Here is a 26,268-nt window from a genome sequence, read left to right on the forward strand (position 1 = left end):
CGCTTTTACGGCGCCAACACGGGCCGCATTCTCAAGGGCTCATGTATCCCGTGAGCCCCTCGTGCCCGATCGCCCACCCCGACACTCCTGACATTTCGGTGCCCGCATGTGCGGGCTGTTTGACCAATCGATCGCTGCATCCAATGCAGCCGTCAGGAGACGATGTTTATGCGTGGAAGATACGCGGCACTTTCAGTTCTTGCCTTGGCAGCCGGCCTTGGCGGTGGGGTCTACGTTGAGCGGTTGTACCTGAATCCAGCGGTGCAAGGCGGATCTGAAGGCCCCGAGATTCTCTATTGGGTTGCGCCCATGGACCCAAATTTCCGTCAACCAGGACCGGGCAAGTCGCCCATGGGGATGGATCTTATTCCCGTCTATGCCGGACAGGAACCATCTGGTGATCCTGCCGAGGTCACACTGAACGCGGCCGAAATCAACGCGATCGGCGTACGCACGGCGGTCGCCCGCATGAGTGAAGTGCAACCTCGGATCGAGACTGTGGGTTTCGTGGGGTATGACGAGCATCTGACCAGTCATGTGCATACGCGGGTAGAAGGTTGGGTCGAAAGGCTTAAGGTCCGAGCGGTCGGAGACCGCGTTGCCGGGGAGCAGGTTCTTTTCGAGCTCTTTTCTCCACTCATCGCAGCCGCGACGGGTGATCTTGTTCGCGCTGTCGAAGATGGTGACCCCCGCATTCTGGATGCGGCGCGCAACAAGCTGATGAGCCACGGTATGTCCGCCCGCCAGGTTGCGGAGATAGAGGCGGGCGGCGAATTGGTTCGCAACATCGAGATCGAAGCACCACAGAACGGCGTGGTCATTGCCCTGAATGCGGCCGATGGCATGTATCTGCAACCTGGAACGCTTGCCTTCTCCGTCGCAGACTTGTCGAAGGTCTGGCTCATTGTAGATGTCTTTGAACGTGATATTGCCCGGCTGTCTGAGGATATGCGGGCCATCGCTCGGTTCGAACACTTGCCTGGGCGCGTGTTTGAAGGCGACATCGACTACATCTATCCCGAACTCGATCCTCAAACACGAACGCTTCCTGTTCGACTGAGGTTTGACAATTCCGATGGCGTGCTCCGCCCCGGAATGTTCGGAAGTGTCAGTCTCACGCCCAACGAAATCCGTACAGTCCTGACAGTGCCATCTGAGGCCGTAATACGGACAGGGTCGGCTGAGCGCGTCATCCTTAAAACAGGGGAGGGGATCTTCCGACCGAGATTGGTGACTGCCGGTCTCCGGGACAGTTTCGGAGAAGGCGGGCGGACAGAAATTCTTCAGGGCCTGGGTCCGGGTGAAGAGGTCGTTGCCTCCGCACAGTTCCTGATCGACAGCGAAAGCGCTTTGAGCGCAGGCTTCACGCGCATGGCGCCAACGGATGCCGACCCGGCGCGGGGCAGCGGTGTTCTCGTTGCTCTCGATCCTGAGAAGCGGGTGGCAACCGTGCAGCATGACGCCCTGGAAAGCCTGGACTGGCCAGCGATGACATCCGACTTCCCGGTGAGAGCCGATGTTCCCCTGGATCGGCTAAAGGAGGGGGAGGCAGTCGCGTTTCTCGTGGCCCGTGGCGCAGATGGACTCCTGAGCCTCACCGAACTTGCGCCAGATGATGGAATTGCCGGTACCGGCACTGGGATTGCACGCGCGGTGACGTCGGATGGCAAGCTAACGCTGGAGCATGGCCCGATCCCAGAGCTTGGCTGGCCCGCAATGACGATGGACCTGCCGGTGTTGGGGGTTGATCTTGAGACCGTGCCCCTCGATGCGCCGATCGAGTTCGATCTCACGGCAGGTGATGGCGGCCTTTTCTCCGTAGTCGCGGTCCGCGCCGAGGGCACCGATCCCGAAGAGGTGGAAGCGGCTGAAACAAATGCCGCAGCGCCGATCATGGTGTCCGGCACCATCGACGACCTGGATCTGAATTCCGGAACCGCAACGATCACCCACGGGCCCATGGCTGAGATCGGAATGCCAGGCATGACCATGGATTTCCCCATCGATCCGGACTTGGACATGGCATCGCTGAAAACCGGCGTCCAAATGACCCTCACATTTGCACGGCCGGATGGCTTGAACATGATCTTGTCTGATGTCGAGCTTGAGGCAGCTGCGGCACCGCCCATCGTGGTCTCAGGCACGATCGATAGTGTCGATACAGACGCCTCAAAGGCCACGATCACCCATGGACCGATGACCGATATCGGCATGCCTGGCATGACCATGGCCTCTGATATTGATCCGTCACTCGACGCTTCCGCTTTGATGACAGATGTGGAGATGGTGCTCACTTTCGCGCGCCCGGACGGCATGAACATGGTGCTGGCAGCGGCCGAACCTGTGGCACCGCCCATGCAGGTTTCAGGTCAAATCAACTCCATCGATGCTCAATCACGGACGGCGAACATCACCCATGGGCCGATGACCGATATCGGCATGCCCGGAATGACGATGGATTTTCCCTTGGCTGAGGAGCTCGAGATTTCCCAACTCACAGTGGGAACGGACGTCACGCTCATCCTGCGGCGCAACCCGGATTTCTCGATGACATTGATCGATGTTGTCCGTGACGGGAGGGTTACCCAGTGATCCCGGCGATCATCCGCGCCTCGCTGGCCAATAGGTTTGTCATTCTGGTCCTTGCCGTCATGATGGGTGTCGCAGGCATCTGGGCCATCCGCGAGACACCGGTCGATGCGATACCGGACCTGTCCGATGTGCAGGTGATCGTCCGCACCCCTTATCCGGGGCAGGCGCCGCAAGTGGTCGAAAACCAGATCACCTATCCGCTCGCCACATCGTTGCTGGCGGTACCTGGCGCACAGGATGTACGCGGCTTTTCTTTCTTTGGTGACAGTTTTGTCTATGTCGTTTTCGAAGATGGCACGGACCTGTATTGGGCAAGATCCCGCGTCCTCGAATATCTTGGGCAGATCACCGGGAGCCTGCCGGACGGAGTGTCCCCTCAGCTTGGCCCGGATGCCACCGGGGTCGGATGGATCTACCAATATGCGTTGATCGACAGAACCGGCACACACGATCTCGCGCAACTGAGAACGCTGCAGGACTGGTTTCTGAAATACGAACTGCAGGCTGTCGACGGTGTGTCTGAAGTCGCAACGATTGGCGGCATGGTCAAACAGTATCAGGTCGTCGTCGATCCGAACAAATTGCGGGCCTACGATATCACGCTGACACAACTCAGGAACGCGATTCAGGCGGCCAATCGAGAGACCGGCGGAAGCGTGATCGAGATGGGCGAAGCAGAATTCATGATCCGCTCGTCCGGATACATCGATGAGCTTTCTGATCTATCCAGCGCACCCTTAATGATCAACGAGCGTGGAGCTGCTCTGACCCTCGGCGACGTTGCTGACATTCGCCTAGGACCGGAATTGCGCCGCGGCGTCGGAGAGTTTGACGGGCAGGGCGATGCCGTTGGCGGCGTGGTCATCATGCGATGGGGTGGCAATGCCCTTGCGACCATCAAAGCGGTGGAGGCCCGCATCGAAGAGTTGCGGCCAAACCTGCCGGAAGGTGTCGAGATTATCACGACCTATGACCGGTCCGGCGTGATCGAACGCGCAATCGACAATCTCAAGAAGAAGCTGACGCAGGAATTCGTTGTCGTCGTCCTCGTCTGTGCGGCCTTTCTGCTGCATCTGCGCTCATCACTGGTGATCCTGCTGTCGTTGCCCCTCGGCATCTTCGCTGCCTTCATTCTGATGAAAGCGCAGGGCGTGAATGCGAACATCATGTCGCTTGGTGGCATCGCGATTGCCATTGGAGCCATGGTCGATGCGTCGATCGTGATGATCGAGGCGATGCACAGGCGGCTGGAGAAGGAAAAGCTGACCGCAGAAAACAGGTGGAGGATCGTGCAGGAATGCGCCTCTGAGGTCGGTCCGGCCCTCTTTTACTCTTTGGCAATCATCACGGTCAGCTTTCTGCCTGTCTTTGTGCTGGAAAATCAGGAGGGGAGGCTTTTTGCCCCGCTGGCCTATACAAAGACCTACGCGATGGCCGCCGCCGCGATCCTATCAATCACACTGGTTCCGGTCTTGATGGGATACTTTGTCCGGGGCCGGATTTTGCCCGAGCGCAAAAACCCACTGAACCGATTGGTGGTCTTCCTGTATCGTCCCTTTCTGGACGCAGCCATCGCCTGGCCGTGGGCGACAACCTTGCTTGCCGGTGCCCTCGTGGCTTCAATGTGGTATCCCTACCAACGGCTCGGGTCCGAGTTCATGCCCGAGCTGAATGAGGGCGACTTCCTCTACATGCCAAGCTTCTACCCGGGAGTGTCGATCGGTAAGGCGCGCGAGGTCTTGCAGCAGACCAATCGCCTGATCGCTACAATCCCAGAGGTTGAAACTGTGCACGGCAAAGTGGGGCGCGCAGAGACAGCGACCGATCCTGCACCACTCACGATGGTGGAAACCACGATCCAACTCAAACCAGAAGCTGAGTGGCGCCCTGGCATGACCATGGAAAAAATTCGCGATGAGCTTGATCGGGCTGTGCAGATCCCTGGCGTGACCAATGTCTGGATCCAGCCGATCAAGAACCGGATCGACATGCTTGCCACCGGGATACGAACGCCGGTTGGTGTCAAGATTTCGGGTGCTGATCTGAACGTCATCACAGACATCGGGATCGAAGTGGAACGAGCCGTGTCGGATATCGAGGGAACTGCCTCCGCCTATGCGGAGCGTCCGGTAGGCGGGCGCTTCATAGAAATCGACGTCAAGCGCGACGCCGCAGCGCGATACATGATGAGCGTGCGGGATGTTCAGGATGTGGTGCAAACCGCCATCGGTGGGATGCAGGTATCGGAATCCGTTGAAGGGCTGGAGCGCTTTCCGATTAACCTGCGCTATCCGCAGGCGTGGCGCGACAGCCCCGAACGCCTCGAAAACTTGCCCGTTGTCACCCCATCGGGGGCTCATGTGCCGCTGACCGCCTTGGCCGATGTTCGAATTGTGGATGGTCCGGGCATGATCCGATCAGAGAACGCTCGGCGCACGGGGTTCGTGTTTATCGATATCGCAGGACGAGACCTCGGCGGATATGTCGCCGAGGCGCAGAGGGTCGTGGCCGATCAGGTGCGTCTACCGCCCGGATATTCTCTGACATGGTCCGGGCAGTATGAGTACATCGAGCGGATGCAGGACCGGCTGGCGATCGTCGCCCCCGCCACGCTTATGATCATCACGCTGATGTTGTTCATGGCGTTCAATAGGGTGATCGAAGTTGGCATCATTCTCGCCGCGCTTCCTGTCGCGTTGGCAGGCGGTGTCTGGTTTCTGTGGTATCTCAGCTTCGACATTTCGATCGCCGTCCTTGTCGGCTTCATTGCCCTGGCCGGCGTGGCCGTCGAAACAGCTATCGTCATGCTGCTTTATCTCAATCTCGCCTGGGAAAAGCGACGCAAACTCGGTCAATCCGAAGGCCGCAAGCTGACACAAGACGATATCGAGGAGGCCGTCTTTGAAGGAGCTGTTCTTCGGGTGAGACCCAAAGTCATGACCGTGGCCACCATCTTCGCGGCGCTGATACCGATCATGTATGGCACCGGCACCGGCTCGGAGATCATGCAACGCATCGCTGCACCGATGATCGGCGGTATGGTGACAGCGACCCTGCTGACGCTTTTTGTCATTCCTTCCATATTCGTGATTTGGAAACGGCTCGCGCTGAAACGCGTTAACCGCGAAATCACGTCCCCAATTCAGCAGCCCGTCGATGCAGCACTGCCTGCCGAATAATCGAACGCACAAACCTCAAGAATGGAGCTTCTCATGAAGATACTGACTGCAAGTCTCGCACTTCTGACCCTGTCCGCGACAGGGGCTATCGCACAAATGAACCACAATATGGATCATTCGGACATGCCGATGTCCGCCGAACAAATGGAGGGCGCAGTTCACGCAAAGGCCGTGATCAATTCCATCGGCGACGGCACGGCCAACGTGAGCCATGACCCGATTCCCGAGATCGGCTGGCCTGCAATGACGATGGATATGACGGTTCTGGAAAACGCGCAGATGATGGGCGAGGTGACCGATGGTGACGAGGTGACCCTGATGCTCGTCAAGGGCGAGGATGGCATGTACGCAATCGGGGCCATAATGCCGAACTGATCACGAATGCGCAGTTGCCGAGAAATCGGCAACTGCGGCGCGTACTTGGAGAGGTACACCGAGTTCGACCGCCGAGCTGCGTGTAGGCGAAAGGAAAGTGAATGCCGCTGTCTTCGAAACAACTTGGTTTGATCGCTGCCGGCGGATCGGCCGTTCTTTTGCTGGCTGCCTTCTTGTTTCAGGCAGCGGGCTACGCACCATGCGCGATGTGCATTTGGCAGCGATACCCTCACGCGATCGCCATCGCTATTGGCGCGCTCCTCATGGTTGGTTTGCCCATCTTACTACTACTGATGGCAGGCGCTGCCGCAGCGTTCACGACAGCAGGCATCGGGATTTTCCACACCGGCGTCGAACGGGGTTGGTGGGAAGGTCCGACGGCGTGCACCGGCTCTGGTCTTGATATGTCGAACTTGTCCGGTGCGGACCTTCTGCCCTCTGCATCATCCGCGCCGTCAGCCTTGGTCATGTGCGACCAAGTCGCCTGGGAGTTCTTCAGCCTGTCTATGGCGAGTTGGAACGCGCTTTGGAGTTTCCTTCTTGCAGGGCTCTGGGTTCTGGCCTTTGCCAAAGCATGGCGCGCGTCGCGCTCACGTGAGAGCGCGACGGCAATCTAGCTCTGAAGACGCAGGATGACGACGGCAATAGCCGTCAGACACACAGCGGCCGACAAAAAAGCGAGGAGAGCAACCGAAACCGCGCCCATTTTCCTTGGGAAGAGATCAACGAATGGTCTCAGGATTGCCGACTTTCCGGCTGCCGTAACATAGAGCGGCAGTGCACTTACCAAAGTGGCGTACAGGTAGACTCCGGATATGTTTTCAAAGAGTGCTGACCGCGCCAGTGTGGGCGCAACCACTGAAAGAGCCGTCGCCCGACTGCCTCCAAAAGAGCCGAACCAACTGGCGGAAAGCACGTAAATGAAGGCGTGGAGAACGAGAAAAAGAGCGACGCGAGTTATCACATCGAAGAGAATGAATACCGCCGGATCACGGCTATTGGTGTCTTTCGCATTCAACACCGCAAACAGGAAGAAGCCGACGTAGTTGACGATAAAGATGACCGGTAGCCCATTCGTCAGAACCTGTCTGAGAAATCGTGATAATGCCGGTCCACTGTCCATCAACGCAGAAGCAAATCCAGGCGCACGCATGACATAAACGAGCAAGACCGGTAGGAGCCCGATCAGGCTGAAGACCAAGACGTTCATTACAAATTTCACGCCCGGCATCTTGGTTGAGAAGAACCGTTGCATATGAGCAGGTTGGCATGTCGGGAGGCAACAGTCGACTTTCTCCGCGAACGTTAAAATTTTACATAAACTTCATTATCGGTACACGATCTGTTGGCGGGTGGATTCACATCCGAAGTGCAAATTCTGTATCAAAACAGAATGTTGCCTGGAGGATCACAAATGGGACGCTACTACCCTCACCTGAGCTTGGAAGAACGACGCAAGATCGACAAGTGGCGTGAAGCCAAAATGCCAGTGCCGGAGATTGCTGATCGGCTTGGCCGTGCGCCCTCGACAATCTACCGCGAACTGAAGCGGAATTTCTATGGCGACAAGGAATTGCCCGAGTTGAACGGCTACTACGCGTTGAATGCCCAGAACATGTACGAGAAGCGCCGTGCTGTTCATCGCAAGATGATTGTGCACCCGGAACTCAAAGCCGCCATCGAAGATCGGCTCAAGGCCGGTGGGTCGCCAGAACAAATCGCAGGCCGTATGCGCCTGGAGCGCCATCCGATCCGTGTGAGCCACGAGACGATCTACCGCTTCGCCTATTCCAAAGACGGCCGCGACGAACAATTCTTTCGCCATCTGCCGGAGCACCGCCGCCGTCGCAGGCCACGTGGTTACCGCAGGCACAACAGGACACATATCTTCGACGTCCAAAGCCTATCCCGCAGGCCACAGCGCATCTCTGAACGCGCTGAGTTCGGCCATTGGGAGTGTGATCTGATGATGTTCCGCAAAGAGCACGGGAAGGTCAACGTAACGTCGCTTGTCGAGCGCGTCAGCCGCTATGCCGTCGTCATGCGCAACGAAGATCGCCGGTCGAAGCCGATCATGGAAGCGCTGATCAACGGCCTGGCTCCCCTGCCCGCAGATGCGCGACAGTCCATCACCTTCGACCGAGGCGCCGAGTTTTCTGCCTGGCGACGCCTCAAGGCCGGGATCGGCGCGGATAGTTGGTTCTGCGATCCTCAGGCGCCTTGGCAGAAAGGCACCGTCGAGAATACGAACAACAGGCTGCGAAAGTACCTGCCCCGTTCCACCGAACCGACGGCGCTGACAAACCGATATTTGAGGTCGATTTGCCAGCGCCTCAACTCTACGCCGCGCAAGTGCCTCGGCTACCGGACGCCTGCCGAAATCTTCGAATCCAAGCTGATGGAAATCCAGAACCGATTGGAATAAAAAGACATATCAGAAATTGCACTTCGCCGTGAGTTCACAGCGGGCAAATTCCAAACTGGGTCTCGCCGCGACCAAACCAGGCGCCTACTCCGTCGGGTTTTTAGGCCTCACCCTTGCAGCTGTCTTGTTTGCGAATGCTTCCAGACGGGCCCGGGCATCCGGTTGAGTATTAACGATACCGCCAACGAAGGCTTCAGCAAAAGCTGCGTCCAATCCGGACATGTTATTCATGTGGCTCACTGCAGAACATATCGCAAAGTTGGTGAGAGGCAGGTTGCGGGCAACTTTGTCCGCGATCTCCATCGCTTTTTCGAAACTGAGGCCTTCTTCGACAATATATTGTGCCAGCCCGAGATCGACAGCCTCTTGACCTTGATAGACACGGCCTGTCAGGATCATGTCGATCATCCGGTATTTCCCGATCATATCGGACACACGTATCGTGGCACCGCCGCCGGTGAAGATACCGCGCTGACCTTCGGGCAGCGCGAAATATGTGCCGGGATCGATCACACGCACATGCGCCGCGCTGGCAAGCTCCAGCCCGCCACCAACAACCGCGCCTTGCAATGCAGCAATGATCGGGACGCCGCCATATTCCATCTTGTTGAAAGCCTCGTGCCAGCGGAGGCAGACATGCATGAATTCGTCTGGACTGCGATCAGCTTGCCAGTGCTCTACAAGGTCCAAACCGGCACAAAAATGGTCACCCTCCCCGGCCAGCACGACTGCTTTCACGCCCGCCATTCGTGCGCCGCTGAAGAAGCGGATCAACTCCTCAACGGTCGCCACATCCAAAGCGTTGCGCTTGGAGGGGCGGTTCAACTTGACGACGTACAAACCGTTGTCATGCGACGAGATCGCCAGTCTTTCATAACTATCCGGGCTCACGACGTTATTCATGTTCGGTCCTCCAACCATGTTGCTACGCCTTTGCGGAAACGACCAGCCGTTGCAGGCAAAGGGGCCAGCAGCAAGGTGCGCGCAGCATTCACCACTGGATAATCCCGCAAGCGACAGAAATCTTCCAGAGGCGTCGGAAGACCTGTCTCGGTCGGCGGTATCCGAAACCGGCTCGGGACCGGATACCGCTGGAAACTCAGAGTCGCTCGATTGCGACTGCGATGCCTTGGCCGCCCCCAATACACATGGTGATCAAAGCGTATCGGCCACCGATCCGCTCCAGTTCGTACAGCGCCTTTACAAAAATAATTGTGCCCGACGCACCGATCGGATGGCCAAGGGCAATCGCGCCACCGTTCGGATTAACCTTCGCCGGATCGAGGCCCAGTTGCTTGGAAACCGCGAGCGCTTGCGCGGCGAAGGCTTCGTTGGATTCGATCACATCAAAATCAGAAATGGCGAGGCCGGACCTTTCCAGCAAACCTTGGACAGCAGGAATGGGACCAATCCCCATGACTTCAGGCCGAACTCCCGCGATATTATAGCCTGCTATGCGGGCACGGGGTTTCAGGCCTGCGGTTTCTGCGGCGGCCGCTGTCGCCAACACGACGGCTGCCGCGCCATCGTTCAGACCCGATGCGTTTCCCGCGGTTACCGATCCGTCCTTTCGGAATGCAGGGCGAAGCTTGCTCAAACCTTCCAGAGTGGTCGGTTTTAGATGTTCATCGGTGTCAAACGAAACTGTGTCTCGGCGCTGCTTGACCTCGACGGGAACGATCTGATCCTTGAAATAACCGGCTTCGATAGCACGTGCTGCCCGGGCCTGGCTTTCCAACGCAAATGCATCCTGTGCTTCGCGCGTGATGGAATGTTCTTCTGCGACATTTTCGGCGGTGACCCCCATATGGCCCGTGCCGAACGGACAGGTGAGGGCACCAACCATCATGTCAATTGCGCTGGTATCGCCCATCTTTTGACCCCACCGCACCGAGGGCATGATGTAAGGGGCCCGGCTCATGTTTTCAGAGCCACCAGCCAGCGCAAAGTCCGCATCCCCAAGCATCAGAGACTGCGACGCCGTGACAATAGCCTGAAGCCCTGATCCGCAAAGCCGGTTCAGTGTCAACGCAGGAGCAGTTTCAGAAACACCTGCGGCCACCGAAGCCGCGCGACTCACATACATGTCGCGAGGTTCGGTATTGATAACGTGGCCCATAACCACATTGCCTATCTGGCCACCGTCCACGCCAGCACGCGCCAAAGCTTCCCTGAAGACGATTGTTCCCATTTCGATGGGGGAGGTCCCTGCGAGTGATCCTCCGAAGGTCCCGATGGCGGTTCGAGCACCACCCAACACGACGATATCTTTCATATGTTTCTCACGTTTTTTGGCGCATATGCGCGAATGAAATGGCAGGCGGATCACTGCCCCGCCTGCCGCACGGGTTCCTAGCTTTGAAGCGGCAGATTTCGGGCCTGCTCCCTTAGGATGAATTTCTGGATCTTGCCCGTAGAGGTTTTAGGCAAATCACCAAAAACCACTGTTTTGGGCGCCTTGAAGTTCGCCATATTGTCCCGGCAATAGGCGATTACTTCCGCCTCTGTGACCGACGCTCCAGGTTTTAGAGCAACATAGGCACAAGGAGTTTCGCCCCATTTTTCGTGCGGTCGAGCGACCACGGCCGCCTCCATTATTGCGGGATGTTTATAGAGTACGTCCTCGACTTCGACCGAACTAATATTTTCGCCGCCCGAAATAATGATGTCTTTGGAACGGTCCTTCAGCTGAACGTACCCATCGGGATGCATCACCCCGAGATCACCGCTTGCAAACCAACCACCACGGAAGGACTTTTCCGTGGCCGACGGATTTTTCAAGTATCCTTTCATCACATTATTGCCGCGCATGAAGATCTCACCCATGGTTTCACCATCCCAAGGGCATGGCTCCAACGTCTCCGGGTCAGCGACCATCAAGCCCTCGGCGGCAAGGTTGCGGACCCCTTGACGGGCCTTCAACGCGGCACGCTCCGAGGCCGGCTGCGTGTCCCATTCGCCGTGCCAGGCACAGGTGACGGCAGGACCGTAAGTTTCGGTCAGACCGTAACCATGTGTAACCTCAAATCCCTGCTCTTCCATTTTTTCGATAATGATCGCAGGCGGAGGTGCACCGCCAGTCAAGACCTTGATGCCCGCATGCAGGCCGACCTTCATGTCATCAGGCGCATGGACCAGTAGGGCCAGAACCACACTCGCACCACAGAAATGCGTAACCTTTTCCTGTTTCATAAGACGGAAAATCGGCTCGTCACGCACGGCGCGGAGACACACAACCGTGCCCGCGGCGGCGGCGATGGTCCAGGGGAAACACCACCCGTTGCAATGGAACATCGGCAGGGTCCACAGGTAAACAGGCTGCGTTCCCATTTCCCAGGTGGCGATATTGGACAACGAGTTCAAATGAGCGCCGCGATAGTGATACACGACCCCCTTGGGATCACCCGTCGTCCCGGAAGTGTAGTTCAGGCTGATTGCATCCCATTCATTGTCCGGGGGCGTCCACATGAAATCGCCGTCACCCTCGGCAAGAAGCTCGTCATAGGTAATGGACCCGACGCGACCGCCACCCTCGAACGTTTCGTCCAGAATGTCGACAACCAGAATATCATCCCGACCGGTCATCTTGACGGCCCTGCCGGCGACTTCGGAAAGCTCAGGGTCAACTATAAACACCTTGGTTTCGGCGTGGTTCAGTATGAAGGCTACCGCTTCGGCATCCAGCCGGGTATTGATAGTATTCAAAACCGCACCAGCCATGGGCACGGCGAAGTGCGCTTCATAGATTTCCGGGATGTTGGCTGCGATGATGGAAACCGTATCGCCCTTGCCGTAGCCCCGCTTGGACAAAGCGCTGGCAAACTGTCGACAGCGATCATAGGTTTCCGCCCAGCTGCGCCGGATCTCGTTATAGACCACCGCTGTCCGGTTAGGATAGATATGCGCGGTCCGCGCCATAAAGCTGACGGGGGTAAGCGGTGTATAGTTTGCCGGGGTCTGATCCAGCCCCATTTCATAGATGTTTTCGCTCATAGATCGGTTCCTCCGAGAAATGTCACTGGATTGAAGACGACTGTTCAGTTCCGCAGCGGCTTTCCTGTTTCCAGCATGTGTTGAATGCGCTTCAGAGTGATGGAATTGCGTGCCAGCGACACGAAGGTGTCTCTTTCGTAGGCCGCAAACTCTTCTTCGCTCATTACTTTGGATTGTCCTTCGTTCTGACCGCCCGTCAAAACTTCGGCGACCCGGATGGCCAGACCAAAATCTTCAGAAGACAGCTTTCCTTCACGGTGGCGTTCACGAAAAGGTGCGACCAGATCAGACACTAGCTCGGTGCCAAGCGGTTGGCAGGCCTCTGGCTCCCGGGGGGCAGAAACAGATATCAATTCCTCAAGGCGCTGGATAGCGGCTACTGAAAGATCACCGGGATGCATGACTATCTCTTGGTGGGGTTCGAGCAGACCAAGTTCGACGGCCTCACGCGCAGACCCGGTGGGCTCGGACGACGACATTCCGCTGAAAATCTTACGCGGCGTCAAATCGTCGTTGGCCGTGGGCCCCTTTCGATTGAGCCGCGACAGTAACCGTCGGACGCCGCCCCACCCTGGGATCAGCCCGACCATATGTTCAGGGAGGCCCAGCCGCGCCTCGGCATGGGCGACGGTTCCGGTGCAATGCATCGCCAGCTCACAGCCGCCCCCCAAAGCCAGCCCGGGAATGGCGGCGACGCTGGGCTGTTGCGACAGGGAAAGGGCCAGGAACAGATCTTGCCCTCGTTGCACAAATTCTTCAATCGCAGCCCAGTTCTGTGCCTCAATCAAGGCCGCCATTTCGCTCAGGTTAGCCCCGGCGGAAAAAATGCGAGCATTGGGGTCGCCCACAAGCATTCCTCGGGCGGACCCCGCCAATGCGTTCAGCCCCTCTCGGAGAATATCCAGTACCCGTCCGTCAATGGCGTGCATCTTGGTTCTTATGTCCAGACACACCAGCCCGTCGCCGATGTCCAACAAGGCCGCACTGTCATTGCTTGCCAGCGGCGCGCCCTGCGCTTTGGCCCGCGCGACACGATCGGCGCTTGCCACAGCTACGTTTGCCGGCGCCGCGACCAAATCCCCACTGCCTTGGTAGGTTTTTGCAAGCATGCCGCGGGTTTGCGGCGCCAACCGATTCACCAGCGCAATTGGTCCTTGGTGCCACGCGTACCCAAGCTGCATCGCCAGATCGATTTCATCAAATCCCGGTGCAATCTCGTTTGCATGGGCAATCGCATAGGCCGCGACATTTCCCAGAACCGCGCGCGCATACTCCCCATGAACTCCGTCATCCGACAACAATGCATCCAGATCCTTGCCACAACCGGGAAGGTTACCGACCGCAAACCCGCTATGGGCGCGATACTCAGCGTCGCGCAGATCCAGCACTTCGCGTTTGCCGTCTGTGGTGCGCCGGTAGAACCCCGCGCCGGTTTTGCGCCCCAAGTAGCCCTTTCCAATCAAAACTGAAATGATCCCAAGGCCCGGCAGATCGTAGGCGTTGATCAGATCATCTTCCGGCAAATTCGTCATGAGCGATCCCCAGATATAGGGGATGACGTCGATGCCGACCAAATCCAGCAAGCCAAACACCCCCGTGCGGGGCAGGCCCAGTGCGAAATGGATCGCGTCGGCCTCTTCGACAGTGATGCCAAGCCGGACCGCCTCGGTGACGGCGACAGACATCCATGTGCATCCGATCCGGTTCGCGATGAAACCGGGGGTATCGCGGCATTCAACGATGGTTTTGCCAAGCGCAACCCGCGCGACATCCGCCGCTGCCTGATAGGTTTGGCTCTCGCCCGAGCTAACGAGTTCCAGCAATTCCATCCGCCGTGGAGGATTGAAGAAATGGCTGATGATAAAGCTGTCCTGAAACGCCTTACCGCGCGCTTCAATCAATTTTGATCTCGGTATCGTCGAGGTATTGGAAGAGATGATCGCCCCTGGCTTCAGCAGCGGTTCGATGCGTGCATAGAGAGATTGCTTTAGTGACAGGTCTTCGATGATCGCCTCGACAATCCAGTCTGCTTCAGCGACACGATCCAGATGATCTTCCGTGTTGCCGATGCGTATCTGCTCAACGGCAGATTCGACCATAAAAGCGTTTGCGGATTTCTGGCGTTCCAGGCCAAGTTGGGCAGGTTCATTCCGGGATGGTCCTGCGCCTGGAACGTCCAATAGTTCGACCGCGACACCTGCATTTGCAAATTGTGCGGCAATGCCGCCGCCCATATTGCCACCACCAATAACAGCAACTTTTTTGCACTCGGTTCGCTCAACGCCCCATGCGGTTTTGACCATGCCTACTTGTCCTTTGGATCTCGACACCGAAACTCGGAGTTCGCTCGTGCAAACCCGAATTTTCCTTACTTTGCGAGGACGTATCGTCCGGGGGCATCTTCTATGGCTGGCATCCCACCTTCACCCGGAATGCGTGCAGGCACTTCCTTTTCAGATGTGTGATCGGTGATCCACTCTGTCCAGGCCGGCCACCATGAGCCTTCATGCTGCTCTGCGCCCGAAAACCACTGTTCATGGTCGGCAGGGTAATCTTCGTTTGTCCAGTAGCCATATTTGGGCTTCGAGGCCGGTGGGTTGATCACACCCGCAATATGCCCTGAGCCACCCAGAACGAAGGTCACATCGCCTGCCAAAAGCTGTGTCGCCGGGTAGATCGACTTCCAAAGGGCGATATGGTCTTCCTTGGTCGCCAGAACAAACATCGGGATGTTGATTTTCGAAATATCGATCGGCACACCGTCGAGAACCAGATGTCCTGGTTTGCGCAGCCCGTTTTCAAGATAGACATGCTCAAGATACCATAGCAGCATGGCGGCCGGCAGACGGGTGCTGTCCGCATTCCAGTACAGCAAGTCAAAGGCGGGCGGCTTGTTGCCCATCAGATAATTCATGACATGGAATGACCAGATAAGATCATTTTCCCGCATCATAGAAAACATATCCTGAAGGTGGCTTGCTTCCAGATAACCTGTCTCCTTCATATGCTTGCGCATTGATGCAAGTTGGTCGTTGTCGATGAAGACACCTGTCTCGCCTACGTCTTCGAAATCAACCATCGTCGCCAATGTCGTGGCAGTCACGATGCGCCTGTCTTTTTTCGCCGCGAGATAGGCCAAAGTAGCCGTCACAAGGATGCCGCCGATGCAAAATCCAAGTATGTCAAACTTCTTTTCACCGGTTGCCTTCTGAGCAACATCCAGCGCCGCCAAGGGCCCCAACTTCATGTAATCTTCGAAACTCAGATGGGCGTGCTCTTTTGTCGGGTTCACCCAGGAAATGAGGAAAACGCTGTGGCCTTGTTCCAACATATAGCGCACCATTGAATTGTGTGGTCGCATGTCGAAGATGTAAAACTTGTTGATCCAGGGCGGTACAAAGATCAACGGGCGCTTCTTCTGCGTTTCTGTCAGAGGCGCGTAGTGGATGAGCTGCATGAGCTCATTCTCGAAGATGACCTTGCCGGGTGTCGCGGCCAGGTCTTGTCCTACGACAAATGCCTGTGCATCGTTAGTCGCAATATCCAGACGCCCGTCCCCGCGCTCCAGATCTTCCACAAAGTTCCGAAACCCGTCTAGGATGCTCTGTCCTTCGCTTTCAATCAGCTTGTCGCGTGCCGTCGGGTTGAGCAAAAGGTGGTTTGCCGGGGACATTGCCGACAACATCTGGCGGGTGTAGAATTTGACCCGCAATGCCTCTCTTGAATCTTCTGGCAAGCCCGACAGGAATTGAGCGGTCGCCTTTTCAAGGGCAATGTGACTTTCTTTCAATCCTTTCAATGCTGGATCCGAGTCCCAGCGTTCATCTCGAAACCGCTTGTCCTTTGTCCTCGGCTGTCCATCCTGCCATGCTGGCGTCCAGGCTTTTGCCCAGTCCAACCAGTATGTCTGAACGCATTGAGTCATGCGCACCGGATCTGACAGGAGCTTGGGCAATTCGGAAAGATAAGCATTCAAAACGGAATTGAAATCAACAAGCGAGAACTCGTCTCCTGTCGCTTTATCAGCAGCCAGCCGCCCGGACTTCTGAAACGCCAATTGGGTACGGGTAAGAAGCTCGGACCAATCCGACATTTGTTGCTGGAGCCGTTCGATTTCCATTTGGTTGAACCTTTAGATCTAAAATTAGTTCTTGGCTTCGCGCCGCGCTTTTGATGTCGTGCGGATCAATGCTTCGCCTTCGACGACATTCCTGCCTTCGACTGAACAGATGGTTTCCAACAAGACACGGCTCTTTTCCATGTCGACATCTTTCACCCGAACCAGAGCTTGCACTGTATCTCCAGGACGGACCGGTCCGACGAACTTCATCTGCTGAGACATGTAAATCGAGCCCGGCCCTGGAAGGCGGTTCGCAATTGCCGCCGAGATTGTACTCGCTGTGAGGAACCCGTGCGCAATACGCCCCTTGAACGGTGTCGTCTTGGCAAATTCTTCGTTGATGTGGATGGCGTTATTGTCACCGGAAGCTCCGGCAAAAAGAATGATATCCGCCTCTGTAATCGTCTTGGAAAAGGCGGCTGTCATTCCAACCTGCAAATCCTCGATGTCGTACCCATTCAATTCGTTCATAGGATCCTCCTGAGATCACATGTTGGGATAGTTTGGACCGTCGCCGCCCTGTGGGGTGACCCAGTTGATGTTTTGGCTGGGGTCTTTGATGTCGCAGGTCTTGCAGTGGACGCAGTTCTGAAAATTGACCACAAAGCGCGGGTCTTTGCCTTCTTCCGCGATCACTTCATAGACACCGGCAGGACAGTAGCGCTGAGCCGGCTCCGCGAATTGCGGCAGGTTGACTCGGATCGGTACGTCAGGGTCGATGAGTTGCAGATGGCAGGGCTGCTCTTCGGCGTGGTTGGTCGCAGCGAAAGACACGTTGGTCAGTCGGTCAAAGGACAGAACCCCATTGGGTTTGGGGTAGTCGATCGGCTTGTGCTTCGAGGCGGGTTCGGTCGATTTAGCATCGTTCTTTCCGTGCTTGACCGTGCCGAATAGTGAGAACCGGAAAATTGTCTGGAACCACATGTCGAAACCGCCCAGCGTGAGCCCGCCCAAGGGGCCGAACTTGCCATTCAGCGGCGCGACGTTGCGCACGATCTTGAGATCTCTGCCCACGGCACCACGACGAAGGGCCGTTTCATAGGCCTGAAGCGTATCGCCAGAGCGGCCTTCGGACATCGCGGCATGGGCCGCCTCCGCCGCTTCGATGCCAGAATGCATCGCGTTGTGATTGCCCTTGATGCGCGGCAGGTTCACCAGACCAGCGGAACACCCCAGCAACACGCCGCCAGGGAAGGCCACTTGCGGGATCGACTGATAGCCGCCCTTGGTTACCGCCCGGGCGCCGTAGGCGACACGCTTGCCCCCCTTCAACAGCGCCGCAACTTTTGGGTGATGCTTGAAGCGCTGGAACTCCATGTAAGGGAAAAGGTAAGGATTCTTGTAATTCAGGTCGATGATATAGCCGACGTAGACCTGATTGTTATCAAGATGATAGACGAAGGATCCCCCGCCGTTCCCGAACCCGAGCGGCCAACCCATCGTATGTGTGACCTCGCCTTCGTTGTGCTTCTCCGGGTCAACTTCCCAGATTTCTTTCATGCCGATGCCGAACTTGGGAACATCACAGTCGGCATCCAGCTTGAACCGTGCGATCACGTCTTTGGAGAGCGAACCGCGTACGCCTTCGGACAGGAATATGTATTTACCATGCAGTTCCATCCCCGGCTCGTAACCCGGCCCCGGCGTGCCATCGGGTTCCTTACCGAACTCGCCAGCGATCACGCCTTTCAGGCTACCGTCATCGTGCCAAACCAGCGCGGAACAGGCCATGCCGGGAAAGATTTCGACGCCCAGTTCTTCGGCCTGCTCGGCAAGCCAGCGGCAGACGTTGCCCATCGATACGATGTAATTGCCGTGGTTGTTCATCAAGGGCGGCAGCAAGGCATTGGGGATGCGAAGCTGGCCCGCCTCCCCAAGCACATAGAAGTTGTCTTCCTTGACCTTGACGGTGACCGGCGCGCCTCTCTCCTTCCAGTCGGGGATCAGCCGAGTGAGGCCTGACGGGTCCAGAACCGCCCCCGACAGAATATGCGCACCAACTTCGGAGCCTTTTTCCAGCACCACAACTGCCAGATCCGGATCGAGCTGTTTCAGCCGGATCGCCGCAGAAAGGCCCGACGGCCCTGCCCCGACAATCACAACGTCATAGGCCATGCTTTCACGTTCGAATTCTGACATAGTTTCACCTCCTGCGTCCAGCGACGACAAACCCTCTAGAAGGGCCTCACGCCTCCACGCCGAAATCGGCCGCTGTCAGGTCCAGAACCGACCCGGCGCCGCCCTTGACCGTCGCCGAAAGCGACGCAGCCTTGGGCAGGACGTTCTTCATGTAGAAGTGCACGATCTTGAGCTTTGCTTGCGCATGTGCCGGGCTTCGACTCTGTTCAAGGCGGGTTGCCGCGCTGATCGCCGCGTCCCCCATGGCCCATGCGCCCAGACATATGCCGAAGCATTCAAGGATCGTCACAGCACCCGCCAAGGGTTCAGACCCGTTCTGAGCCAATAGCCAATCCGTCAGGTCTTCCACCGTGTCCGCCGCGTCCATGATTGTCGCGCACAGCATCGCCCAATCAGCATGGGCAGAGGTTTGCTCTCCCAAGGCTTTGGCAGATGCGCGCATATCCGCAACCAGTTCCTTGGCCGCGACGCCGCCGTCACGCTGGATTTTCCGACCGACGAGATCCAATGCCTGGATGCCGGTGGTGCCCTCATAGATCGTAGTGATGCGCGCGTCGCGCAAATGCTGTGCGGCTCCGGTTTCTTCGACATAGCCCATGCCGCCATGCACCTGCACGCCAAGCGACGCGTTTTCGATGCCAAGCTCCGTCGACCAGCCCTTTGCAATCGGTATCAGCAGATCGACGCGGCGCTGGTGACGCGCCTTTTCGTCGGCATCCGTGGCGCGATGCGCGTAGTCCAGTGACCGCGCGGCGCGGTAAGCGATGACCCTTGCGGCCTCGGTGCGGGCCTTCATCAAACCCAACATGCGGCGAATGTCGGGATGCCCCATGATCGTGGCTTCAGCGCCTTCGGGTGTACCCCCCTGTTTGCGCTCCATCGCATAATTGATGGCATGCTGGGTGGCGTGTTCGGCAATGCCGACGCCTTGCAGACCGACGCCGAGGCGCGCGCTATTCATCATTGCGAACATGTACTGCAGACCCTTGTTGGGTTCGCCCACCAGATAACCCGTCGCTCCCCCGTTATCACCGAAAGCAAGAGTGCAAGTTGGGCTGGCATGGATGCCGAGTTTATGCTCGATCGAAACACAGCGCACGTCGTTGCGTTCGCCCAGGGAGCCATCGGCATTCACAAGGAATTTCGGCACCACGAATAGCGAAATCCCTTTCACCCCGGCAGGCGCATCGGGCAGGCGCGCAAGAACGAGGTGAATTATGTTTTCAGCCATATCGTGTTCACCATAGGTGATGTAGATCTTCTGGCCGGATACGAGGTAATGATCACCCTGCGGTTCGGCCTTCGACCTGATCGCCGCAAGATCCGATCCGGCCTGCGGTTCGGTCAGGTTCATTGTGCCGGTCCATTCACCTGTCACCAGCTTGGGAAGATAGGTCTCTTTCAGCGAATCCTCGGCATAGCCTTCGATTGCCTCAATTGCGCCCTGCGTCAGCAAGGAACACAGCTGGAAGGCTGTATTGGCCCCGTTGAACATCTCTTGGATGCAAGCGTTGACCACCGCAGGCAGTCCCATTCCCCCGTGTTCGGGGTCCGTTGTCGGGCTGTTCCAGCCCATCTCAACCAGTTGGTGATAGGCAGCGGCCCAACCTTCAGGCGTCCCGACCTTTCCGTCGGTCAGAGTCAGGCCTTTCTGATCACCGATCACATTCAGCGGCGCCAGCACCTGACCGGCGAATTTCCCAGCTTCTTCGAGGATAGCAGAAATCATGTCCGGCGTTGCATCTTCGAGACCAGGCAACTTGGATACACCATCCAAATCGCAGAGATCCTCGAGCACGAACATCATGTCATTTAATGGGGCGGAATAGCTCATTGCTCTGTCTCCACGCTTACAATTTTTCAGTGAGTTCCGGGACGGCGTCGAAAAGGTCGGCGACGAGGCCGAAATCGGCGACCTGGAAAATCGGGGCTTCTTCGTCCTTGTTGATGGCGACAATGATTTTCGAGTCTTTCATGCCGGCAAGGTGTTGAATGGCCCCCGAGATGCCGATGGCCACATAAAGATCCGGTGCCACGACCTTGCCCGTTTGGCCCACCTGCCAATCGTTTGGGGCAAAGCCTGAATCGACCGCCGCGCGCGAGGCGCCAACGGCGGCCCCCAGCTTGTCGGCGAGTTTCTCGATCAGCGCAAAGTCTTCTTCCGAGCCGACACCACGACCACCTGATACGACAACACCAGCCGATGTCAGTTCGGGGCGGTCGGATTCCGCCAACTTGTCTTCGACCCAAGAGGACAGGTCCGAAGACGCGCCGCCGATGGTTTCGACAGATGCCGAATTGCCGGTCCCCGCTGCGTCAAATGTCGACGTCCGGAACGAGATGACTTTCTTGGCATCCGACGATTTCACCGTCTGGATGGCGTTGCCCGCATAGATCGGGCGTTCGAACGTGTCGGCATCGACCACACCCGACACATCGGTCAGAACCATGACGTCCAGAAGTGCGGCCACGCGTGGCAGCACGTTCTTGGCATCGGTGGTGGCAGGGGCGACGATATGGGAAAAATCACCGGCCAAACCCACAATCAGCTCTGCGGTGGCCTCAGCCAGACGGTGGCTCAGCCCCTCGTCTTCGGCGACCAGTACCTTGGCGACGCCGTCAATCGTGGCCGCCTCGTTCCCGGCATCGGCGGCAGATCCGCCCGCACACAGGATTGTCACATCGCCCAGAGACTTGGCGGCCGTCACCGCCTTCGCTGTGGCATCCATCGACAGCGCGCCATCGTTTACTTCGGCAAGGAGAAGAACAGCCATTACACAGCCCCCGCTTCTTTGAGTTTCGCCACAAGTTCGTCAACCGAGCCGACCTTGATCCCGGCCGCACGTTCGGCCGGTTCGGAGGTCTTGACCACTTGGAGACGCGGAGAAACGTCGATGCCGTAATCTTCGGCAGTCTTCTCCTCGAGTGGCTTTTTCTTGGCTTTCATGATGTTAGGCAGCGACGCATAGCGCGGCTCATTCAGGCGCAAGTCCACGGTCACGATGGCGGGCATCCTTACTTTGATCGTCTGCAGACCGCCATCAACCTCGCGGGTAACGACAGCATGATCGTCGTCGATCTTGACCTCAGAGGCGAACGTCGCCTGGCTCCAACCCAGAAGCGCTGACAGCATCTGGCCGGTCGCGTTCATGTCATTGTCGATTGCCTGCTTGCCTGCCAGCACCAGGCCTGGTTGTTCCTCGTCGATCACGGCCTTGAGTATCTTGGCCACCGCCAGCGGTTCGATATCGATGTGCACATCATCGGCAGCCACAACCAGAATTGCGCGGTCCGCACCCATGGCCAGCGCCGTTCGCAGGGTTTCCTGCGCCTGCTTCACGCCGATCGAGACCACCACAATCTCGGTAGCTACACCGGCTTCTTTCAGCCGGATTGCTTCCTCTACGGCAATCTCGTCGAACGGGTTCATTGACATCTTGACGTTGGCAAGATCGACACCGCTACCGTCCGCTTTGACGCGAACCTTCACGTTGTAGTCGATCACGCGTTTGACAGGTACGAGTAGTTTCATGACGTTCTTCCTGCGATACATTTTGCGTTAATGGAGGGCCCGCTTTGGCCCCACCGATTGTCAAAAGGACTTGCGCAGCATTTCGCGCAGTTCGCCGACTACGCCTCGACGGAAGGCAAGCACACAGATGACGAAGATGATGCCCAGCACCACCGGCACCCAGGCACCAAGAGGACCGGACGCCAGGTAATTTTGGAGCGTGACGATTATCCCGGCACCAACTGCCGGACCGACAATGGTTCCAAGCCCACCCAAGAGGGTCATGAGGACCACTTCGCCAGACATGTGCCAATGTGCGTCGGTCAATGACGCAAGTTGAAACACCACCGTCTTGGTCGATCCGGCAAGACCTGCCAGAGTTGCGGACAACACAAAGGCCAGCAGCTTGTAGCGGTCGACATCGTAGCCAAGGGAAGTTGCGCGGTCTTCGTTGTCTCGAATGGCACTGAGGATTTGCCCAAACGGTGAGTTAACTGCACGCGAGATGATGAAATACCCGAGCGCGAAAATGGCCAACACGAAATAATACATGTTGAGATTGTCTTGCAGGTCAATAAACCCAAGAGCCGTCCCACGCGGAACACCCTGCAACCCATTCTCGCCGCCGGTAAAGTCAGCGCTGATAAAGAAGAAGTAGACCATCTGCGCCATGGCCAAGGTGATCATCGCGAAATAGATGCCCTGGCGCCGGATCGCCAAAAGCCCTATGGCAAGCCCCAGCACGCCCGCGATCACGGTTCCCACCAGAATGCCCAGTTCAGTCGGCAGGCCCCAGACTTTCAGAGCATGACCAGTGACGTATGCTGCTCCACCAAAGAAGGCCGCGTGCCCGAAGCTCAGCAAACCGCCATATCCGAGGATCAGGTTGAACGCAGAGGCGAAAAGGGCAAAGCACAGCAGCTTCATCAGGAAAACGGGGTAGATCGCAAAGGGTGCCACCAGCAGCAATGCGATCGCGATAAGGTAACCGATCTTGGTGTTCATAAGCTCAGCTCCTTCAAGCGGATTTGCCGAACAGGCCGGCCGGGCGCAAAACCAGGACGATAGCCATGACGACAAAAATGACAGTGGACGAGGCCTCGGGCCAGAAAACCTTGGTCAGCCCCTCTATGACTCCCATGGCAAGGCCGGTCACGACCGCGCCCATGATCGAGCCCATGCCGCCGATCACGACCACGGCAAAGACCACGATGATCAGGTTCGATCCCATGAGCGGGTTCACCTGCGTGATCGGGGCGGCCAGCACACCGGCAAAGGCGGCCAGAGCGACGCCGTAGCCATAGGCCAGCGTTGTCAGCAGGGGCACGTTCACGCCGAACGCCTGCAACAGTTTCGGGTTCTCGGTGCCTGCGCGCAGGTAGGCGCCAATCTTCGTGCGTTCGAACAGGTACCAGGTCGCAAGGCACGCGGCCAGCGACGCCACCACAACCCAACCGCGATACCAAGGCAGGAACATGAATCCGAGATTCACCCCGCCCTGCAGTGCCTCGGGTGCCGCATATGGCAGCCCGGACGACCCGAAAAGTTTGACGAATGTGCCTTCGATCACCAGCGCAAGACCAAAGGTCAGAAGCAGGCCGTATAGGTGGTCGACGCCCGCGAGACGCCGCAGCATTAGTCTTTCAAGAAGGATGCCAAATGCGCCAACGATCAGCGGCGCAATGATGAGAGCACCCCAGTAGCCGACACCAAGGTACTTGGTCACCGCAAGGGTGGCGAACGCGCCGAGCATGTACAAGGCACCATGGGCGAAGTTGACGATGTTCAGCAGCCCAAAGATGACGGCCAGTCCCAGAGAAAGAACCGCGTAGAACGCGCCGTTGATGAGGCCCAGCAAAAGCTGGCCAAAGAGAACTTGTGGCGGGAAGCCCAACAGATCAGTCAACATGTCCCAGATATCCCATATTTTGCGAGTTGTGCCCGGCAGCAGGCTGTCCGGCTGCCGGGCCGGTCACGATTACTTTGTCGGACAGGTCGATTCCGAAAGCGGACCGAAAGCTTCTTCTCCCGGAATAGTGCGCACGATCTTCAGCAAGTCCCACTCACCATCCGAGTCAGAAGGCGCTTTGACTTCCGCAAGGTACATGTCGTGCACCATGCGGCCGTCCGAACGCAGGACACCGTTCTTGGCGAACATGTCCTGAACGGGCATTTCGCGCATCTTGGCAAGAACCGTGTCGGTGTCATCCGAACCGGTGGCCTCGATGGCCTTCAGGTAATGCAGCACAGACGAATATGTGCCCGCCTGAACACCCGTCGGCATGGTACCGGTGCGCTCGTAGAACTTTTGCGACCAGGCGCGAGTTTCTTCGTCCATGTCCCAGTAGAAAGACACGGTCATTTGAAGCCCCTGAGCCACATCTTGACCGATGGATTTGACATTCGGCATGAAGACCAAGAGGCCAGCGATTTTTTGCCCAGCAGCGACGACACCGAATTCGTTGGCGGCTTTGATCGCATTGACCGTATCAGCGCCGGCATTGGCGAGACCAATGATCTTGGCGCCCGACGCCTGTGCCTGCAGAATGAAGGACGAGAAGTCGGAGCCCGGGAACGGGTGCTTTGCCGCACCTACGACCTCGCCGCCTTCGGCTTCGACAACGGCCGAAACGTCACGCTGCAGTGCTTCGCCAAAAGCGTAGTCAGCGGTCAAGAAGTACCAGCTGTCGCCACCTTCCTTGACAATTGCCGATCCCGTGCCAACCGCCAGTGCGCGGGTGTTATAGGTCCAGTGCAGGCCGGTAGGGATGCAAGCATCGTTTGTCAGAGGAGACGAAGCCGCGCCGGACACAAGTGCAATCTTGTTTTGTTGTTTGGCAACCTCGAAGACAGCCAGCGCAACCGAGGTCGTTACCAGTTCGGCAAAGGCATCGACTTGACCGGTATCGCCCCATTCGCGCGCTTTGTTCGCCGCAATATCGGCTTTGTTCTGGTGATCGGCAGTAACGATTTCGATCGGCGCACCGGCGACAGTGCCACCAAATTCCTCGATTGCCATTTCTGCGGCCACTACAGCGCCTTGGCCAGCGACATCCGAGTACACGGAAGACATGTCGGTCATCAGGCCAATCTTGACCACGCCATCGCTGATCTCTGCCGCCGCAGCGGACGCCATCATTGCGACGGCGGACGCGCTGGCCGCCAGGTATTTCGTAAGCTTCATAGTTTCTCCTCCGGAGTAGTTGGTTAAACGCTTAGGTATTCGTCAAAGACGTGCTGCTTTTCTTCCAGTTCGTCCTTGTGAATGACGGCGGCGATGTGACCGTGGTCCATGATGAAATGCCGGTCCGCCAAGGGTGCTGCGAAGCGGAAGTTTTGCTCCACCAGCACGATGGTATAGCCACGGGTCTTGAGCTCGATCAGAACATCAGCCAGCTTGTCATTGATAACTGGCGCCAGACCTTCAGTGATTTCATCAAGCAGCAGAACGTTTGCGCCGGTACGCAAGATGCGCGCCATGGCCAGCATTTGCTGTTCCCCGCCCGAAAGCCGCGTACCTTGGCTTTTGCGCCGTTCGGCAAGGTTGGGAAACATCTCGTAGATCTCTTCAACCGACATGCCGCCGGGAGCCACAGCGGGCGGCAGCATCAGGTTTTCTTCGACGTTCAGGCTGGCAAAGATTCCGCGTTCTTCCGGGCAATAGCCGACGCCCAGGTGCGCAATCGTGTGCGGCTGCGATTTGATTGTTTCTTGCCCTTTCAGGACAATCGACCCGGTGCGATGGGAAATGAGCCCGATGATGGAGCGCAACGTCGTGGTGCGCCCGGACCCGTTTCGCCCCAACAGGGTAACCAGCTCACCTTGATGAACCGTCATGTCGATGCCATGCAACGCGTGGCTTTCGCCATAAAATGCGTGCAGGTCTTGGATCCGCAGCTCTTCGATATGCTCGGAAACGTGCTGGCCACCTAGT

Annotated in this window: 20 protein-coding genes; 5 read left to right on the forward strand and 15 right to left on the reverse strand. The window is 57.5% G+C overall.

Annotation, left to right across the window (positions count from 1 at the left end):
* Positions 1 to 168: 168 nt before the first annotated feature.
* From ACR3FC_RS20340 to ACR3FC_RS20355, 4 genes are all read left to right on the forward strand, one after another.
* The gene (locus ACR3FC_RS20340) at positions 169 to 2,592 is read left to right on the forward strand and encodes an efflux RND transporter periplasmic adaptor subunit (protein WP_480478237.1); all 2,424 of its coding nucleotides are present in this window, start codon (positions 169 to 171) and stop codon (positions 2,590 to 2,592) included.
* The gene (locus ACR3FC_RS20345) at positions 2,589 to 5,771 is read left to right on the forward strand and encodes an efflux RND transporter permease subunit (protein WP_093454932.1); all 3,183 of its coding nucleotides are present in this window, start codon (positions 2,589 to 2,591) and stop codon (positions 5,769 to 5,771) included. The genes ACR3FC_RS20340 and ACR3FC_RS20345 overlap by 4 nt, the downstream gene beginning before the upstream one ends.
* 33 nt (positions 5,772 to 5,804) lie before the next feature.
* Entirely contained in the window at positions 5,805 to 6,146 is a 342-nt protein-coding gene (locus tag ACR3FC_RS20350) for a copper-binding protein (RefSeq protein WP_013959881.1), read from the forward strand.
* Between the two features lie 101 nt (positions 6,147 to 6,247).
* The gene (locus ACR3FC_RS20355; RefSeq protein ID WP_424991126.1) at positions 6,248 to 6,763 is read left to right on the forward strand and encodes a disulfide bond formation protein B; all 516 of its coding nucleotides are present in this window, start codon (positions 6,248 to 6,250) and stop codon (positions 6,761 to 6,763) included.
* Here ACR3FC_RS20355 and ACR3FC_RS20360 read toward each other — a convergent pair.
* A complete protein-coding gene (locus ACR3FC_RS20360; RefSeq protein ID WP_424991127.1) occupies positions 6,760 to 7,401 on the reverse strand; it encodes a hypothetical protein in 642 nt (213 codons plus the stop codon). The two genes, ACR3FC_RS20355 and ACR3FC_RS20360, sit on opposite strands and share 4 nt — an antisense overlap.
* 159 nt (positions 7,402 to 7,560) lie before the next feature.
* Here ACR3FC_RS20360 and ACR3FC_RS20365 point away from each other — a divergent pair, with 159 nt between their 5' ends.
* On the forward strand, positions 7,561 to 8,571 hold the full coding sequence (locus ACR3FC_RS20365) for an IS30 family transposase (protein ID WP_480478239.1): 1,011 nt from the start codon (positions 7,561 to 7,563) through the stop codon (positions 8,569 to 8,571).
* Positions 8,572 to 8,655: 84 nt separating this feature from the next.
* On the opposite strand, the gene dmdD is transcribed toward ACR3FC_RS20365, so the two are convergent.
* From dmdD to ACR3FC_RS20435, 14 genes are all read right to left on the reverse strand, one after another.
* Positions 8,656 to 9,474 (reverse strand): methylthioacryloyl-CoA hydratase, encoded by an 819-nt coding sequence (dmdD, locus tag ACR3FC_RS20370; protein ID WP_480478241.1) that lies wholly within the window; start codon positions 9,472 to 9,474, stop codon positions 8,656 to 8,658.
* 196 nt (positions 9,475 to 9,670) lie between these two features.
* Positions 9,671 to 10,846, reverse strand: a complete 1,176-nt coding sequence (locus tag ACR3FC_RS20375) for an acetyl-CoA C-acyltransferase family protein (RefSeq protein ID WP_480478243.1) — start codon at positions 10,844 to 10,846, stop codon at positions 9,671 to 9,673.
* 77 nt (positions 10,847 to 10,923) lie between these two features.
* Positions 10,924 to 12,564, reverse strand: coding sequence for an acyl-CoA synthetase (locus ACR3FC_RS20380; RefSeq protein ID WP_480478245.1), 1,641 nt, complete (start codon positions 12,562 to 12,564; stop codon positions 10,924 to 10,926).
* 44 nt (positions 12,565 to 12,608) lie between these two features.
* Positions 12,609 to 14,867 carry a 3-hydroxyacyl-CoA dehydrogenase/enoyl-CoA hydratase family protein gene (locus tag ACR3FC_RS20385; protein ID WP_480478247.1) on the reverse strand — a complete coding sequence of 753 codons (2,259 nt, stop codon included), beginning with the start codon at positions 14,865 to 14,867 and terminating at the stop codon, positions 12,609 to 12,611.
* Positions 14,868 to 14,932: 65 nt separating this feature from the next.
* Positions 14,933 to 16,684 carry a PHA/PHB synthase family protein gene (locus ACR3FC_RS20390; RefSeq protein WP_480478249.1) on the reverse strand — a complete coding sequence of 584 codons (1,752 nt, stop codon included), beginning with the start codon at positions 16,682 to 16,684 and terminating at the stop codon, positions 14,933 to 14,935.
* Between the two features lie 24 nt (positions 16,685 to 16,708).
* Positions 16,709 to 17,155 carry a MaoC family dehydratase gene (locus ACR3FC_RS20395; protein ID WP_480478251.1) on the reverse strand — a complete coding sequence of 149 codons (447 nt, stop codon included), beginning with the start codon at positions 17,153 to 17,155 and terminating at the stop codon, positions 16,709 to 16,711.
* A 15-nt stretch (positions 17,156 to 17,170) separates the two neighbouring features.
* A complete protein-coding gene (locus ACR3FC_RS20400) occupies positions 17,171 to 18,823 on the reverse strand; it encodes an electron transfer flavoprotein-ubiquinone oxidoreductase (RefSeq protein ID WP_480478254.1) in 1,653 nt (550 codons plus the stop codon).
* 46 nt (positions 18,824 to 18,869) lie between these two features.
* Entirely contained in the window at positions 18,870 to 20,657 is a 1,788-nt protein-coding gene (locus ACR3FC_RS20405; protein ID WP_480478256.1) for an acyl-CoA dehydrogenase, read from the reverse strand.
* A 16-nt stretch (positions 20,658 to 20,673) separates the two neighbouring features.
* Positions 20,674 to 21,597: an electron transfer flavoprotein subunit alpha/FixB family protein gene (locus tag ACR3FC_RS20410; RefSeq protein WP_480478258.1), complete on the reverse strand. Its 924-nt coding sequence runs from the start codon at positions 21,595 to 21,597 to the stop codon at positions 20,674 to 20,676.
* Positions 21,597 to 22,355, reverse strand: coding sequence for an electron transfer flavoprotein subunit beta/FixA family protein (locus ACR3FC_RS20415; RefSeq protein WP_480478260.1), 759 nt, complete (start codon positions 22,353 to 22,355; stop codon positions 21,597 to 21,599). The genes ACR3FC_RS20410 and ACR3FC_RS20415 overlap by 1 nt, the downstream gene beginning before the upstream one ends.
* A 60-nt stretch (positions 22,356 to 22,415) precedes the next feature.
* Entirely contained in the window at positions 22,416 to 23,339 is a 924-nt protein-coding gene (locus tag ACR3FC_RS20420) for a branched-chain amino acid ABC transporter permease (RefSeq protein WP_480478262.1), read from the reverse strand.
* A 13-nt stretch (positions 23,340 to 23,352) separates the two neighbouring features.
* Positions 23,353 to 24,243 carry a branched-chain amino acid ABC transporter permease gene (locus tag ACR3FC_RS20425; protein ID WP_480478264.1) on the reverse strand — a complete coding sequence of 297 codons (891 nt, stop codon included), beginning with the start codon at positions 24,241 to 24,243 and terminating at the stop codon, positions 23,353 to 23,355.
* Positions 24,244 to 24,312: 69 nt separating this feature from the next.
* The gene (locus ACR3FC_RS20430; protein ID WP_480478266.1) at positions 24,313 to 25,518 is read right to left on the reverse strand and encodes an ABC transporter substrate-binding protein; all 1,206 of its coding nucleotides are present in this window, start codon (positions 25,516 to 25,518) and stop codon (positions 24,313 to 24,315) included.
* A 23-nt stretch (positions 25,519 to 25,541) separates the two neighbouring features.
* Positions 25,542 to 26,240, reverse strand: coding sequence for an ABC transporter ATP-binding protein (locus tag ACR3FC_RS20435; RefSeq protein ID WP_480478361.1), 699 nt, complete (start codon positions 26,238 to 26,240; stop codon positions 25,542 to 25,544).
* Positions 26,241 to 26,268: the final 28 nt, after the last annotated feature.

The sequence above is a fragment of the Ruegeria sp. AF3 genome (assembly GCF_056536285.1).

Excerpts from the sequence above, each read along its gene's own strand:
- ACR3FC_RS20385 (WP_480478247.1), bottom strand. The coding sequence starts at position 14,867 with ATGGTCAAAACCGCATGGGGCGTTGAGCGAACCGAGTGCAAAAAAGTT.
- ACR3FC_RS20365 (WP_480478239.1), top strand. The coding sequence starts at position 7,561 with ATGGGACGCTACTACCCTCACCTGAGCTTGGAAGAACGACGCAAGATC.
- ACR3FC_RS20415 (WP_480478260.1), bottom strand. The coding sequence starts at position 22,355 with ATGAAACTACTCGTACCTGTCAAACGCGTGATCGACTACAACGTGAAG.
- dmdD (WP_480478241.1), bottom strand. The coding sequence starts at position 9,474 with ATGAATAACGTCGTGAGCCCGGATAGTTATGAAAGACTGGCGATCTCG.
- ACR3FC_RS20375 (WP_480478243.1), bottom strand. The coding sequence starts at position 10,846 with ATGAAAGATATCGTCGTGTTGGGTGGTGCTCGAACCGCCATCGGGACC.
- ACR3FC_RS20340 (WP_480478237.1), top strand. The coding sequence starts at position 169 with ATGCGTGGAAGATACGCGGCACTTTCAGTTCTTGCCTTGGCAGCCGGC.
- ACR3FC_RS20425 (WP_480478264.1), bottom strand. The coding sequence starts at position 24,243 with ATGTTGACTGATCTGTTGGGCTTCCCGCCACAAGTTCTCTTTGGCCAG.
- ACR3FC_RS20390 (WP_480478249.1), bottom strand. The coding sequence starts at position 16,684 with ATGGAAATCGAACGGCTCCAGCAACAAATGTCGGATTGGTCCGAGCTT.
- ACR3FC_RS20350 (WP_013959881.1), top strand. The coding sequence starts at position 5,805 with ATGAAGATACTGACTGCAAGTCTCGCACTTCTGACCCTGTCCGCGACA.
- ACR3FC_RS20410 (WP_480478258.1), bottom strand. The coding sequence starts at position 21,597 with ATGGCTGTTCTTCTCCTTGCCGAAGTAAACGATGGCGCGCTGTCGATG.
- ACR3FC_RS20395 (WP_480478251.1), bottom strand. The coding sequence starts at position 17,155 with ATGAACGAATTGAATGGGTACGACATCGAGGATTTGCAGGTTGGAATG.
- ACR3FC_RS20405 (WP_480478256.1), bottom strand. The coding sequence starts at position 20,657 with ATGAGCTATTCCGCCCCATTAAATGACATGATGTTCGTGCTCGAGGAT.
- ACR3FC_RS20380 (WP_480478245.1), bottom strand. The coding sequence starts at position 12,564 with ATGAGCGAAAACATCTATGAAATGGGGCTGGATCAGACCCCGGCAAAC.
- ACR3FC_RS20420 (WP_480478262.1), bottom strand. The coding sequence starts at position 23,339 with ATGAACACCAAGATCGGTTACCTTATCGCGATCGCATTGCTGCTGGTG.
- ACR3FC_RS20400 (WP_480478254.1), bottom strand. The coding sequence starts at position 18,823 with ATGTCAGAATTCGAACGTGAAAGCATGGCCTATGACGTTGTGATTGTC.
- ACR3FC_RS20360 (WP_424991127.1), bottom strand. The coding sequence starts at position 7,401 with ATGCAACGGTTCTTCTCAACCAAGATGCCGGGCGTGAAATTTGTAATG.
- ACR3FC_RS20430 (WP_480478266.1), bottom strand. The coding sequence starts at position 25,518 with ATGAAGCTTACGAAATACCTGGCGGCCAGCGCGTCCGCCGTCGCAATG.
- ACR3FC_RS20355 (WP_424991126.1), top strand. The coding sequence starts at position 6,248 with ATGCCGCTGTCTTCGAAACAACTTGGTTTGATCGCTGCCGGCGGATCG.